Genomic DNA, 13730 nt, shown 5'->3' with positions numbered 1-13730 from the left:
CCATGGCACAGTTTTCGTCTTCTTCTACTCGTTTGCTGTTTGCAGGGTGCATGCTGGGTTTGATGGGTGGCTTGTCTGCCTGTAACAGTGATCCAAAGCTTTATACCCTGGCCCCGTTGCCGGGAGCCTCCCAGATGGGAGGCCCGGCAGTTGTTGAGGTTCGGACACCCGTGGTTGCGATGCGTCTGGATCGCGATACGATTGTCAGGGCAAACCAGGATTATCAGACCAAACTGGCATCGGGGGATAGCTGGAGCGAGGCTTTGCCGAATATGATCGCTCACACATTGACGACCGATCTGGCTCAGCGTCTGCCGGGGACGACCGTGTTTGCTCAGGACGATGCGGTGACAACAACGCCGTCAGCTTATGTCGAAGTGACGGTTCGTAATTTTGAAGCGGATGCGGCAGGGCATGCTTTGATCATGGGAATGCTGTCAGTGCATCCTGCTGGAAAGATGATTGGCCCGGTTCTCACGCAGCCCTTCGTCTGGAAGTCTTCTGAGACGGTGGACAAAGACACGGTGAAGCTGACTGCCGCTTTGAGTCAGGGGCTGTCCGTGTTGGCGGACCAGATTGCGGCTCAAGTAAGAGCGCTGCCAGCGCCTGTGAAGTGAGACTTTCGTATATAATCCAATAAAAAAGGCTCCCGGGTGGGAGCCTTTTTTTGTGCAGTGCAAACTACAATGGTGGAAGCCTAGAGCTTTTCGACCTGATTGTAGTCCAGATCCACCGGGGTCGAACGACCGAAGATGGAAACGCTGACCTTGAGACGCTGGCGCTCTTCGTCGACTTCCTCGATCATGCCGGTGAAGGACGTGAAAGGGCCATCGGCCACACGGATCTGTTCGCCGATCTCGAAGGTCAGAGCAGAACGCGGACGCTCCACACCTTCCTGAGCCTGCTTCATGATCCGGTCTGCTTCTGCAGAAGTAATAGGTGTCGGACGGTTGCGGGTTCCGAGGAAGCCTGTGACCTTTGGAGTGTCCTTGACGAGATGCCAGGCATCGTCCGTCAGTTCCATCTTTACGAGAACGTAGCCCGGAAAGAACTTGCGCTCGGCATTGACCTTACGGCCACGACGCATCTCGGTCACGTCTTCAGAAGGAACAAGAATTTGTTCGAAATGGTCAGACAGGCCTTTCTGTGCAGCCTGTTCCTGAATGTGGCTCGCGATCTTTTTCTCGAAGCCGGAATAGACATGCACAACGTACCAACGCTTTGCCATGGTGCGGACCTAGCCTCCAACGCCAAAAAGTTCGCGGACGCCCAGGCCGATAACCTGATCCACGATGAAGAAGAAGATGCAGGTCACAGTAACCATGGCCAGCACCGCACCCGTCGTGATGAGGGTGTTGCGATGTGTAGGCCAGGTAACCCGTTTTGCCTCATTGCGCACGTCCTTGAGGTACGTGCCCAGATTGAAGCCGGATCCGTTTTTGTGAGGCGCCGTCTTCCGCGACTCGTCTTTCGGGGTAGTGACCGACACCATCGTCCTCGAATCAAATGAAAATCCGCATCCCGGTGCCGGAAAAGCCATCCGGGAAAACGGGGTGGCAGGGGCGGAGGGTCTCGAACCCACAACCTTCGGTTTTGGAGACCGACGCTCTAGCCAATTGAGCTACGCCCCTATCATCGTGCGTGATCATTTACATGATACGCCAACGACAGTGGGCGGAAAAGATAATGTTCGGAGATGAAAGTCAAGGGCCTGAAGTGAAAATGGTATCATATTTTCATTTCCGACATTCCCCTCTTGCGGACACATCGAAAACTGGAGTATGACACCGGCGACCTAAGGGCGGGCGTAGCATAGTGGTAATGCAGTAGCCTTCCAAGCTTCTGAGGAGGGTTCGATTCCCTTCGCCCGCTCCATTAAGGTCCATCTCCTGACAATTTGTTTGATTCCTGCCGCGTAGCCAAGGCGGTGCGTGGCTGTGTAAGTTGCCTGACAAGTAGGACTAATTCTTATTTCCGGCTGCATGGCCATGAGGCTTTGAGAAAGCCGGTGACGCCCAGGTTGTGTCTTGCACGCATTTCCGAACAATTCTTGGGTCAAGTAAAGCTCCATGTGGCGATGCCAGCCTTTGACCTGGACGGTTTCACCCGCGTCGTCACACTCGTGGAACCGAAGTGTCCGTGTGGGCAATATTTTGTCCGCTGAGGGGGCGAGGTCTCCTCACGGAGGCGGGAAAATTGCAGTGCATAAAATACATCGCGCCATCAGTATTGGTTAGCGATCTTGGCGGGGTCGGTGCGTGGCGGTGGTAAGTGTCATATGGAAAATTGATATGGCCAATGGTGCTTGTACGAACCAAAACGGCAGGCAGAACCCGAAAAATGCAAACATGTGTAGTTCAGGGATCGGTTTGCGGGCTCCTCTCGGTTGCGCTTGATCGTGATCGCGTGCTAGAGGCGGCGCCAAGTGGAGGACCGGGTTTCAGACGAATCCTGTGCAGGGTCGTGTGTGCCTGATCCTATACGGATTTGGAAGCAAGGGACCGGATAAGCCGGTTCCGGCCGCATCCTGCGGCGGAAAAGTGAGACGGAACACGCGTGTGACGGTGACACAGGTGCCGCAGATGGGACCCACAGGGGGCTTGGCTCAACGCTATGCCCGGGCGCTTTACGACTATGCCTCGGAACAGGGAGCACTCTCTGACGTCCTGGCTCAGGTTCAGGGGCTTCGCGATGCGATTTCCCAGAGCGCTGATCTGCGGACATTCCTTGCAGATTCTCGCCTTGATGCACACCGCTCCAGCGAAGTCGCTGGCGCCCTGACTGAGAAGCTCGGTTTTGGGGATGCTGTCCGTCGTTTTGTAGGCGTCATTGCCGCAAACCGTCGCCTTGCTGATCTCGCTGCCATCCTGGATGGCGTGCTGGCTCTTGATGCCAGCCTTCGTGGCGAGACCGTTGCAGAAATCCGTTCCGCACAACCTCTTACAGACATGCAGCGTAGCCAGCTTCAGGCCCGTCTGGCCGAAGCTGGCTACAGCCGCGTGTCCATGATCGAACGTACGGATGCTTCCTTGATCGGTGGCATGACGGTACGTGTCGGTTCTACACTGTTTGATACTTCGATCGCCGGGCGCCTGACCCGCCTGCAGAACGCCATGAAGGGAGCCGCGTGATGGATATCCGTCCCGCTGAGATTTCGGACATCCTCAAGCAGCAGATCGCGTCTTTCGACAAGGTCGAGACCGTTTCCGAGACGGGCACGGTCCTGTCGATCGGTGACGGCATTGCTCGTGTGTACGGCCTGACGAATGTCATGGCTGGCGAAATGGTCGAGTTCGAAGGAACCGGCCTCAAGGGCATGGCTCTGAACCTCGAAGCTGACAATGTTGGCGTCGTGATTTTCGGTGACGGCGACGAAATCCGTGAAGGTGACACGGTTCTTCGTACGAAGGCTGTGGTCGAAGTTCCGGTTGGCAAGGGCCTTCTTGGTCGCGTTGTTGATGGTCTCGGTAACCCGATCGATGGTCGTGGCCCCCTGGTGGACGTGGAATACCGTCGCGCCGAGGTCAAGGCTCCCGGCATCATGCCGCGTCAGTCGGTCAGCGAGCCGATGCAGACGGGTATCAAGGCTATTGACGCCCTGGTTCCGATCGGGCGTGGCCAGCGTGAGCTGATCATTGGTGACCGTCAGACCGGCAAGACCGCAATTCTGGTGGACACGATTGTCGCCCAGAAGCCGGTCAATGCTGAAGGCGACCCGAAGAAGTCCTTGTACTGCATCTATGTTGCAGTCGGTCAGAAGCGTTCCACGGTTGCAAACCTGGTTCGTACGCTGACGGAACAGGGCGCAATGGAATACTCCATCGTTGTGGCTGCTACGGCCTCTGACGCTGCCCCGATGCAGTATCTGGCACCGTACACCGCCTGCACCATGGGCGAGTACTTCCGCGACAACGGCATGCATGCTCTGGCCTGCTACGATGACCTGTCCAAGCAGGCTGTCGCCTATCGCCAGATGTCCCTTCTTCTGCGTCGTCCGCCGGCACGTGAAGCGTTCCCGGGTGACGTGTTCTATCTGCACTCCCGTCTGCTCGAGCGTGCTGCCAAGATGTCCGACGCCAATGGCGGTGGCTCCCTGACGGCTCTGCCAGTCATTGAGACGCAGGCTGGCGATACGGCTGCTTACATCCCGACGAACGTGATCTCCATCACGGACGGTCAGATCTTCCTTGAGACGGATCTGTTCTACAAGGGCATCCGTCCGGCCGTGAACGTCGGTGGTTCCGTGTCCCGTGTTGGTTCTGCCGCCCAGATCAAGGCGATGAAGCAGGTCGCTGGCAAGATCAAGCTGGAGCTGGCTCAGTATCGTGAAATGGCTGCGTTCTCGCAGTTCGCTTCCGATCTCGATGCAGCAACCCGCAAGCAGCTTGAGCGTGGTGCACGCCTGGTTGAGCTCCTGAAGCAGCCCGAGACGTCTCCGCTGCCAGTTGAAGAGCAGGTTGTGGTTCTGTTCGCCGGAACACGCGGATATGTCGATCCGGTTGCTGTGGATAAGGTTGTGGCTTACGAAGCTGCCCTGCTGACAGAAATGCGTGGCGCTGGCGCCTCCATCCTGACGGCTATCCGCAACGATCGCCAGATCAAGCCGGAGACGGAAGGCAAGCTCAAGGAGCTGCTGGAAGCTTTCGGTAAGCGCTTTGCAGCCTGAGGATAGTCCATGCCCTCGCTGAAGGAACTGCGCGGTCGGATCACAGGCGTCAAATCGACGCGCAAGATCACGAACGCCATGAAAATGGTCGCAGCTTCAAAGCTGCGACGCGCCCAGTCCCAGGCTGAGGCGGCTCGTCCCTATGCTGAGGCCATGGGCCGCATGATGGCGGAACTGGCAGCGGCAAGTCGTGGGTCAGATGTGTCCAGCCTGCCTAAGCTTCTGGGCGGAACCGGTAAGGATCAGGTTCATCTTGTGGTGATCCTGACGTCTGATCGTGGTCTGGCCGGTGGCTTCAACGCCAATATCGTCCGAAGTGCGCGTCAGCTGATCCGCACATTGCAGGACGAAGGTCGGACTGTTCGTCTCCTGCCGGTTGGTCGCAAAGGTGCGGATATTCTTGCGAAGGAATATCCGGATCTGGTTGTCGAGCGTGTGGCTGGTACGGAAGGGCGTGATGTCGGCTTCGACAAGGCTGAGTATGTGGGCAAGAAAATTGTCTCCATGCTTGAGGCTGGCGAAATCGATCGCTGCACGTTGATCTACAACCGCTTTGTCAATGCGATGTCGCAGATTGCCATTCAGCTTCCGCTGGTGCCGCTGTCTGTTGCGGAAAATGACAACGTGGACACGTCTGCGGATGCAGCCCAATACGAATTCGAGCCCGATGAGGCTACGCTGCTGGCCAACCTCCTGCCACGCAATCTCCAGGTGCAGATTTTCTCTGCTCTTCTGGAAAGCGCAGCAGGTGAGCAGGGTGCGCGGATGACTGCCATGGACAATGCGAGCCGGAACGCCAGCAAGGCAATCGACCGTCTGTCCCAGAAGTACAACCGTACACGCCAGGCCAACATTACCAACGAACTGATCGAGATCATCTCCGGCGCAGAAGCCGTTTGAGATCACGCAGGAGACGAACCGATGTCTGAGACTCTTAACCCTTCTGCCCCGGCTGCAAACAATGTCGTCGGTCGTGTCACGCAGGTGCGTGGCCCGGTTGTCGATGTGCAGTTCGAAGGCACCCTCCCGCATATCCTGAACGCTCTTCATGTTCAGAACGGCGATCAAACGCTGGTTCTGGAAGTCGCGCAGGAAATCGGTGAGCGCCAGGTTCGCTGCATTGCCATGGACACGACGGACGGCCTGAGCCGTGGCGCCGAAGTCCGTGACACGGGCACGCAGATCATGGTTCCGGTTGGCCCGGCTACCCTCGGCCGTATCCTGAACGTCATTGGTGAAGCCATTGACGAGCGTGGCCCGATTGTCAGCGACAAGCATTTCCCGATCCATCGTAAGGCCCCGGCTTTCGAAGATCAGGCTGCTGCTTCCGAGATTCTCGTGACCGGCATCAAGGTCGTTGATCTTCTCTGCCCGTACCTGAAGGGTGGTAAGATCGGTCTGTTCGGCGGCGCTGGCGTTGGCAAGACGGTTATCATCCAGGAACTCATCAACAACATCGCGAAGGCACACGGTGGCGTGTCCGTGTTCGCAGGTGTGGGTGAGCGTACCCGTGAAGGTAACGACCTGTATTTCGAAATGCAGGACGCCGGCGTTATCAAGATCGGTGAAGACGGTTCCACGGAAGGCTCCAAGGTTGCGCTGGTCTATGGCCAGATGAACGAGCCGCCGGGAGCACGTGCCCGCGTTGCCCTGACGGGTCTGTCGCTTGCGGAATACTTCCGTGACGAAGAAGGTCAGGACGTTCTGTTCTTCGTGGACAACATCTTCCGCTTCACGCAGGCTGGCTCTGAAGTGTCCGCCCTGCTGGGCCGTATTCCTTCCGCCGTGGGCTATCAGCCGACGCTGGCAACGGAAATGGGCGCCCTTCAGGAGCGCATCACGTCCACAAAGAAGGGCTCCATCACGTCCGTTCAGGCCGTGTATGTCCCTGCTGACGATCTGACCGATCCGGCACCTGCTGCGACCTTTGCTCACCTTGATGCCACGACGGTTCTGAACCGTTCGATCGCAGAAATGGGCATCTATCCGGCTGTTGACCCGCTGGACTCCACGTCCCGCTCGCTCGATCCGAAGATCGTCGGTCAGGAACACTACGACATCGCTCGTAAGGTTCAGCAGACGCTCCAGACCTATAAGGGTCTGCAGGACATCATCGCGATCCTGGGCATGGATGAGCTGTCTGAAGAAGACAAGAAGATCGTTGGCCGCGCCCGTCGCATCCAGCGCTTCCTGTCCCAGCCGTTCCATGTGGCAGAAGTCTTCACGGGTGCACCTGGTAAGCTGGTGGCACTGGAAGACACGATCCGTTCCTTCAAGGCTGTTGTGAACGGTGAATATGATCACCTGCCAGAAGGCGCGTTCTACATGGTTGGCGACATCGACGAGGCCATCGCCAAGGCCGAAAAGATGAAGCAGGAGGCCTGATCCTGATGCCCCTACGCATCGAGATCGTCAGCCCGGAAAAGCGCCTTGTTGACCGTCAGGTCGACATGGCGGTGGTCCCGGGCATGGAGGGCGATATTGCAGCCATGCCGGACCGTGCACCGCTGATGCTTCAGCTGCGTGGTGGCGTTGTTGCCCTGTACGAAGGCGACAAGATTATCGATCGTTACTTCGTGAGCGGCGGTTTCGCAGATATGGGCGCAGAGCACTGCACCATTCTGGCTGATTCCGCCCAGCTCATGAGCGAACTGTCGGCCGATGAAGCGCGTGACCGTCTGCGCGATCTGGAGACCACATGGGCCCAGATCGAGCCGAACGATGTTGATACGCATGACCGCCTCAGCCGTGAAATCCAGAGCGTTCGCGCAGAACTGGAAGCGGCTGGAGGGGATGCTTCGGTCTAAGGCCGAGCTCATCATCTTTGAATAACAGAAAACCCGCCTGGTCAGTTTGACTGGGCGGGTTTTTCTTTGTCTGGCACCTTCCTGTATGCTCCTCCGAACTTTACCGAGTGATGGTGGCGCGTAATGACGGACTCCTCTCCTGAGACTGCAATCCTGACTGAAGATCTGGCTCCTGCCTCTCCGCAGTCGATTGAAAGCGTGACGGAAGAGGCCTCTGTGCCAGAGACAGAAGCAACACCAGAGCTACCTGCTGAACCCTGTCTTGAACTGAATGCGGTTCTTCGAGAGAGCGTCAGTAGTGCCCTCTGGGAAAACAGTGTTCCGGTTTTGCTGGAGCTTTCTCTTCGTAATCTCTCGGATCGTGAGTTCAGGGATCTCGAAATTACGTTGGATTGTCAGCCGAGTGTGCTGCGTCCCACATGCTGGCGGGTACAGTCTCTAGGGGCCGGACAGTTTCAGACGATAGATCGTCTGGATGTTGAACTTGATGGCGCGTTTCTTGCGTCTCTCAGTGAGGCGGCACGGGCAGAAGTCAGGCTGAGAGTTTCTGAAATCCAGCCAGATGGATCTCGGGAAGAACTTCTGGACCGTGTTTTTCCCCTGACGGTGCGTTGCCGGAGCGAATGGGGTGGCTTGCAGGGGCTACCGGACCTTCTGGCGGCTTTTGTTCTTCCTAATGATCCGGCCGTGGCAAAAATTCTTCGTTCGGCCTCTGCTCTTTTGCAGGAAGCAGGTCAGTCGCCGTCACTTGAGGGGTATCAGGGCGGTCGCAAACGCGCCTGGGAACAGGCACAGGCCATCTGGTGTGCAATTGCCGCGCTGAAGATTACCTATGTGAGCCCACCGGCGTCTTTTGTAGAAGATGGGCAACGGGTTCGCCTTCCAACCCAGATTGTCGAGGAGCGTCTGGCAACCTGTCTGGATACGGCCCTTCTGTTCGCAGGCTGCCTGGAAGCGATCGGGCTGAGGCCTTTGCTGATCATGCTTAAAGGTCATGCCTTTACAGGTTTCTGGCTGTCGCGCGAGCAGTCCGGCACATCTGTGCTGCAGGACTTGCCCGGCCTACGAAATCGTGTGGCCCTTGATGATGTCTGTGTTTTTGAGACGACCTTTGTGACCGCCGCGGCCTGTCCGACGTTTTCCAAAGCCTGTGAGAATGGGTTGGCCCAGCTTCAGGACGGGGAAGAGTCCTCAAAATTCGAAGACGTTATTGATATCCATCGCGCACGTTTGCGTCGTATTCGTCCGCTTTCACAGATTGTAGTGGCAGCAGAGACACCTGAAGCAGATCAGGCCGAAGAGACTGTTGCCCCGCTGTTGCAGGCAGCCCCGGCTCTTCGCGAAGAGTTGGGAGATCATGACGAGGAAGATACGCCCCAGAGTCGGCTGGAACGCTGGTGCAAGCGGCTTCTGGATATTTCAGGCCGTAGCCGGCTTCTGAATCTTCCTCGCTCTGAGAAACAGATTATCGAAATCTGCTGTGCGGACCCGGGGAAACTTGAAGATCGCCTTGCAGAAATGCGGGGAGGTGAGCGCAAGCCTGCTCTCAGGCTGCGTGCACGGCCAGAACTGATGGATGGGGCGGACCCCAGAAGTGCGAACATCCATCAGCACCGTCATCATGACGATCAGCATCGTACGATAGCGGCAGAAGCGCTGGAGCATGGCGAACTTCTGGTAGCGCGTGAAGAGGCCGGACTTCAGCTCGCCCTGACCGAGATTTATCGCAAGGCGAAAGCGGCTGAGCAGGAGGGAGGCGCGAACACGCTTTTCCTGACCTTGGGTGAATTGGTGTGGGAGCCGCGCGGGAAAGACCGCAAGGCTCGGGCACCATTGATTTTGGTGCCGGTCATTCTGGAGCGCAGCAGCGTAAACGCGCCTTTCCGCTTGCGGGCGCATACAGATGAAAGTCGGGTCAACGGCAGCCTTCTGGAAGTTCTGCGGCAGGATTTTGCCATGCGGTTTCCGGAGCTTGAAGGCGAACTGCCTCATGATGAAGCCGGGTTGGATGTCGGGAGAATTTTCGATATTTTCCGGGCCAAGATCCGCCAGCTCCCGCAATGGGAAGTTGAGGAACGCGTTTGCCTGACGACGCTGTCGTTCGCAAAATTCCTGATGTGGAAGGATCTGCAGGAACGTCAGGAAGCATTGCGGATCAATCCGGTGGCCAGCCGACTTCTGGATGGCGTGTCGGAAACAGAGGACGCTGGATCTGCCTTTCCGAAAGCGATGTTTGATGAAGCGTCGCCGCTGGACGATGTGCTGGATGAGGCATCGCTTCTGTGTCCGTTTGAAGCAGATTCTTCCCAACTTATGGCTGTGGCCCGGGCGGCTGCGGGTGAGAATTTTGTTCTGATCGGGCCGCCGGGAACCGGTAAAAGCCAGACGATTGCTAATATTATCGCGGACACATTGGGACGCGGTAAAACGGTTCTCTTCGTTGCGGAAAAGCGGACCGCGCTTGAGGTTGTGCGCAATCGTTTGCGCTCTGTGGGACTGGGTGAGTTCTGTCTGGACCTTTTTTCGCCTCAAGCAGGCCGCGGAGCCGTCCTGGAGCAGTTCCAGCAGGTGCAGTCCGTGCGGGAGGAATTTTCGGCGGCTGAATGGACCTCCGCTCAAAGTCGCCTCATGGCGGTCCGGCGGGATCTGAATGCGTATGTGCATGATCTTCACCGCCGATGGCGAAATGGCTGGACGCCCTATCGGGCTATTGGTGTTGTGCTGGAAGCGGACAGAAACGGGACTTATCCGATTGCGCTCAACTGGGCTGGCCCGGAAGTTCACACGGAGGAAGACTGGGAACGCCTGAAGAGCGTCACGAGCCTTCTTTCCAGTCTGTATCTTCGGTTTGGAAGAGAGGCGCTGTCACCGCGCCTTTCAGGGATCGAGCAGGAAGACTGGACGTCCCGTTGGCAGGACCAACTGCTTCAGCAGGCGCAGAAACTGAAATTGCAGGCGGAAAGTCTTTCCAAGGTCGCAAGAGAGCTTTGTCACGCTCTGGGCCTCGCGGGGGACGCTCTTTCATGGGTATTTCTGCAGCGCCTTGAACGCCTGTGTCAGCTGATCCGCCGACCTGAAGCTGCAGTTGGTGCTTGGGCGCTCTCGGACGATGCAGCGGAAAATGTAAAACCTGTTCTTGCCGAACAGAGTCGTGTCGCTCGACATCGCAGTCTGGTGCATGAACTTTCGGTCGATTGGGAACAGGCAAAAACGCTTCCACTGGCTGAACTCCAGCGCGCCTGGAAAGACTCCGAAGAAAAATGGCTTTTGTCCCGACGCAGTGCTCAGAAAGCGGTTCGCCGACAGTTGGAGGGCAGTGCAAAAGGGGCCTTGCCGGAAGATCTGGGGGACGAACTTAGCCGCCTGGTTGAACTGTCCGCGCTGGAGCAGTCTCTGACAGCGGCATTGCATCGCGAACATGTGGGTTCATTGTGGCAGGGGCTTTCTACAGATTTCGCCAGGATCGAAGCGACGCTGGCCTGGGGGACGGAAATGAGGGTGGCCTTGGCCAGTTGTGTTCCGGATGTCTCGGGGCTTTTGTCCGTACGGCGTCATCTCCGCGAGCTTCTGACAGAAGGGCGAGACCTGCTGGCCGAGAGCGGCCCAGTCGGGCAAAAAATATCGGTGTTCCAGCAGGCTTTCTCGGAAGCTGGCGCGGACATGCAAACACTGAACGAGTTGGCGGGCAGTGATGTTCTGGCCATTGAACCTGATGGTGGGGATTGGTTGAGCCGTCTGGGGCAGCGCCTTTCCGGCTGGATTGAACAGGGGCGCGGTCTACGAGACTGGTGTGCCTGGCGTAAAGCCTGCCATGAGGCCGAACATCTGGGTCTTGCGCCGATAGTGGATGCGTTGCTTGCAGAGCGCGTGGCTGCGGAAAGTCTTCAGGCTGTTCTGGAAGCAGCATACGCTCGATGGTGGCTGGCGGCGGCCGTTGATGAGCAACCGAGACTGCGGGGTTTTGTCGCTGCTGCTCACGAGGAGCAGATCGGGCAATTCCGGGCGTGGGATAAAGATGCTGCGGGTCTGGCTAAACGTCTGATCCGCGCGCGTTTGTGTGGCAGTCTTCCCGGCGAAGAGACGCGGCGGCAGGATGCACAATATGTGATGATCCATCGTGAGGCGCAGAAAAAAGCGCGTCATATGCCCATTCGTCAGTTGGCTTCCGTGGCGCCGCGGGCGGTTCGCGCGCTGACACCCTGCTTCATGATGAGCCCTCTTTCTGTGGCGCAGTATCTGCCGCCAGACAGTGAACCTTTTGATCTCGTCATCTTCGATGAGGCTTCCCAGATCCCGACATGGGATGCCATCGGTGCCATTGGTCGCGGGCGACAGGTCATTGTCGTGGGAGACCCAAAGCAGCTTCCACCGACCAGCTTCTTTTCCCGGAGTGAGAACGAGGAAGAGGACGGTGAGCTTTGCGACATGGAGTCGATTCTCGATGAATGTCGTGCGGCTGGTGTGCCGGAGATCAGCCTGAAATGGCATTACCGCAGCCGGCATGAGAGCCTGATCGCCTTCTCGAACATTCAGTATTACGGCGGGGATCTGATTACCTTCCCGTCAATCGTGACGAAGGATCAGGCCGTTTCATTTAGGTTTGTGGAGGACGGCAATTACCAACGTGGTGGAAGCCGAACCAATCCTGCCGAAGCGCGTGCGGTGGCGAATACTGTCGTGGCGCATCTGAAGAGTGACGGCGCAAAATCCATTGGTGTCGTGACGTTCAATGGAGAGCAGCAGACCCTCATCACGGATCTCCTTGAGAAGGCTCAGAGGGAGGATTCGTCTCTTGTCCCGTTCTTCAGCGAAGAGTGTGCAGAGCCAGTCCTGATCCGGAATCTGGAGAATGTGCAGGGTGAAGAGCGGGACATCATGTTCTTCTCTCTGACATACGCCCCTGAACTGAAAGGCGCTCCGTATGTGTCCTTCGGGCCGCTGAACCGGGCAGGGGGTGAACGACGTCTAAATGTGGCTGTCACGAGAGCGCGGGAAAAGCTGGTCGTGTTCGGGTCACTCCGGGCCGAACAGATCGACCCTTCCAGAAGCTCTGCCGAGGGCGTGCTGCATCTCCGCAAGTTCCTGACATTTGCCGAACATGGTGCAGGCGCTCTGACGGGTCTTCATCAGGGATCAGTAGGAGAGGCGGATAGTCGTTTCGAACTGGAAGTCGCAGCTTTGTTGAGGCAGCGCGGGTGGGACGTCCGTCCGCAGATTGGTGTTTCCCGGTTCCGGATTGATCTGGGTGTTGTGGACCCGGACATGCTCGGATGTTTCCTGGCCGGTGTTGAATGTGATGGCGCGACCTATCACCGGAGCGCCACTGCGAGGGATCGCGACAGATTGCGGCAGGCCGTTTTGGAAACTTTGGGATGGGTGATCCTGAGAGTCTGGTCCACTGATTGGTGGTTGAATGCATCCAGGGAAGTCGAAAGATTGGATCAGGCCTTGAAGCAGAGGCTTGAGGTCATCAGGACAGAACGTGCGCCCATAATCGAAGAGTGTCAGTTGTCCGAAGCTACCGAGCCGCAGTTGGCAGAGGGCGTGCATGAAGAACCGGTCCTTTATGCGGGCTTTGCGGTGGATGCTTCACAGGCGGCGGACGTTGTTAAGGCTGAGAGTGAGACAGACGGGGAGATTTGTGCGGTCGCTGATGGAAGCCGCTTTGGAGATGAGGATTATCTGCCAACGCTCCAAAATCTGATCCGTCAGACTATCGAACAATCAGGTGTTGTTCATGAAACAGCTCTGATCCAGCAGATTGCCAGACTTCATGGGTTTGCTCGGGCCGGTCGCCAGATTCGCGAGCGAGTGCTTACGGCCGTTCCGGCCACATTGGGGCGTACAGAGGAAGAAGTTGGGACGTTCTTCTGGGAAACGAAGGAAGCGCCTTATGGCCTTGTTATATTCCGTCGTCCGGCTGCAGGAGAAAGCATCGATCCAGCTCAACTGCCGCTTCAAATGCTGAAGGCACTGGCTGATGAGTTCCGTGCCAAGGGATTGGATGAAGAGAACGCCCTTGGGGAAATGAGAAAAGCCTGCGGTCTGGGGCGTATGGGCCCTGCAACGAGACTGCGCTTTCAGGAAGCGTGGCAGCTTTCTGGGGCGAATAAGGAACTTTGAGAAAAAAGAGACGTCAGAATGCATTTTCTGGCGTTTTTTTTTTAGTTTTTTAGTTTTGTTTTGTGAATGGAAAGTGTGTGTAAGGTTTGAATGTGTAGGGAAACTGTGGGTTTGTGGTGTGGATAACCTTGATA

The 13730-nt window shown here is 57.1% G+C and carries 9 protein-coding genes and 2 tRNA genes; 8 read left to right on the top strand and 3 right to left on the bottom strand.

Features of this window, described 5'->3' with window-relative positions; all coding sequences use genetic code 11:
- Positions 1-2 precede the first annotated feature (2 nt).
- A complete protein-coding gene (locus tag HKD32_RS12390; protein WP_061930433.1) occupies positions 3-617 on the top strand; it encodes a PqiC family protein in 615 nt (204 codons plus the stop codon).
- Between the two features lie 80 nt (positions 618-697).
- Here HKD32_RS12390 and nusG read toward each other — a convergent pair whose 3' ends face one another.
- The 3 genes from nusG to HKD32_RS12375 all read right to left on the bottom strand — a co-directional run bounded on the left by nusG (position 698) and on the right by HKD32_RS12375 (position 1631).
- Entirely contained in the window at positions 698-1228 is a 531-nt protein-coding gene (gene nusG, locus HKD32_RS12385) for a transcription termination/antitermination protein NusG (protein WP_010503588.1), read from the bottom strand.
- A gap of 9 nt (positions 1229-1237) precedes the next feature.
- Entirely contained in the window at positions 1238-1492 is a 255-nt protein-coding gene (gene secE, locus HKD32_RS12380; protein ID WP_228119018.1) for a preprotein translocase subunit SecE, read from the bottom strand.
- 62 nt (positions 1493-1554) lie between these two features.
- Positions 1555-1631, bottom strand: a tRNA-Trp gene (locus tag HKD32_RS12375).
- Positions 1632-1801: 170 nt separating this feature from the next.
- On the opposite strand from HKD32_RS12375, the gene HKD32_RS12370 reads away from it, so the two are divergent.
- The 7 genes from HKD32_RS12370 (at position 1802) to HKD32_RS12340 (ending at position 13596) form a co-directional block, all read left to right on the top strand.
- A tRNA-Gly gene (locus HKD32_RS12370) sits at positions 1802-1875 on the top strand.
- A gap of 683 nt (positions 1876-2558) precedes the next feature.
- Entirely contained in the window at positions 2559-3131 is a 573-nt protein-coding gene (gene atpH / locus HKD32_RS12365) for an ATP synthase F1 subunit delta (RefSeq protein WP_034880916.1), read from the top strand.
- A complete protein-coding gene (gene atpA, locus HKD32_RS12360; protein ID WP_010503583.1) occupies positions 3131-4666 on the top strand; it encodes a F0F1 ATP synthase subunit alpha in 1536 nt (511 codons plus the stop codon). The genes atpH and atpA overlap by 1 nt, the downstream gene beginning before the upstream one ends.
- A 9-nt stretch (positions 4667-4675) precedes the next feature.
- On the top strand, positions 4676-5566 hold the full coding sequence (locus HKD32_RS12355) for a F0F1 ATP synthase subunit gamma (protein ID WP_061930430.1): 891 nt from the start codon (positions 4676-4678) through the stop codon (positions 5564-5566).
- Positions 5567-5587: 21 nt separating this feature from the next.
- A complete protein-coding gene (gene atpD, locus HKD32_RS12350) occupies positions 5588-7051 on the top strand; it encodes a F0F1 ATP synthase subunit beta (RefSeq protein WP_010503579.1) in 1464 nt (487 codons plus the stop codon).
- Positions 7052-7056: 5 nt separating this feature from the next.
- Complete coding sequence (gene atpC / locus HKD32_RS12345; RefSeq protein ID WP_061930427.1) at positions 7057-7473, top strand: ATP synthase F1 subunit epsilon; 417 nt, start codon at positions 7057-7059, stop codon at positions 7471-7473.
- Between the two features lie 123 nt (positions 7474-7596).
- Positions 7597-13596, top strand: a complete 6000-nt coding sequence (locus HKD32_RS12340; protein WP_061930424.1) for a DUF3320 domain-containing protein — start codon at positions 7597-7599, stop codon at positions 13594-13596.
- The last annotated feature ends 134 nt before the right edge of the window (positions 13597-13730 follow it).

The sequence above is a fragment of the Gluconobacter japonicus genome, assembly GCF_015244665.1.
GTDB classification, from domain to species: domain Bacteria; phylum Pseudomonadota; class Alphaproteobacteria; order Acetobacterales; family Acetobacteraceae; genus Gluconobacter; species Gluconobacter japonicus.
This window is presented reverse-complemented; position numbering and strand designations above follow the sequence as displayed.

Excerpts from the sequence above, each read along its gene's own strand:
- HKD32_RS12390 (WP_061930433.1), top strand. The coding sequence starts at position 3 with ATGGCACAGTTTTCGTCTTCTTCTACTCGTTTGCTGTTTGCAGGGTGC.
- nusG (WP_010503588.1), bottom strand. The coding sequence starts at position 1,228 with ATGGCAAAGCGTTGGTACGTTGTGCATGTCTATTCCGGCTTCGAGAAA.
- secE (WP_228119018.1), bottom strand. The coding sequence starts at position 1,492 with ATGGTGTCGGTCACTACCCCGAAAGACGAGTCGCGGAAGACGGCGCCT.
- atpA (WP_010503583.1), top strand. The coding sequence starts at position 3,131 with ATGGATATCCGTCCCGCTGAGATTTCGGACATCCTCAAGCAGCAGATC.
- HKD32_RS12355 (WP_061930430.1), top strand. The coding sequence starts at position 4,676 with ATGCCCTCGCTGAAGGAACTGCGCGGTCGGATCACAGGCGTCAAATCG.
- atpD (WP_010503579.1), top strand. The coding sequence starts at position 5,588 with ATGTCTGAGACTCTTAACCCTTCTGCCCCGGCTGCAAACAATGTCGTC.
- atpC (WP_061930427.1), top strand. The coding sequence starts at position 7,057 with ATGCCCCTACGCATCGAGATCGTCAGCCCGGAAAAGCGCCTTGTTGAC.
- HKD32_RS12340 (WP_061930424.1), top strand. The coding sequence starts at position 7,597 with ATGACGGACTCCTCTCCTGAGACTGCAATCCTGACTGAAGATCTGGCT.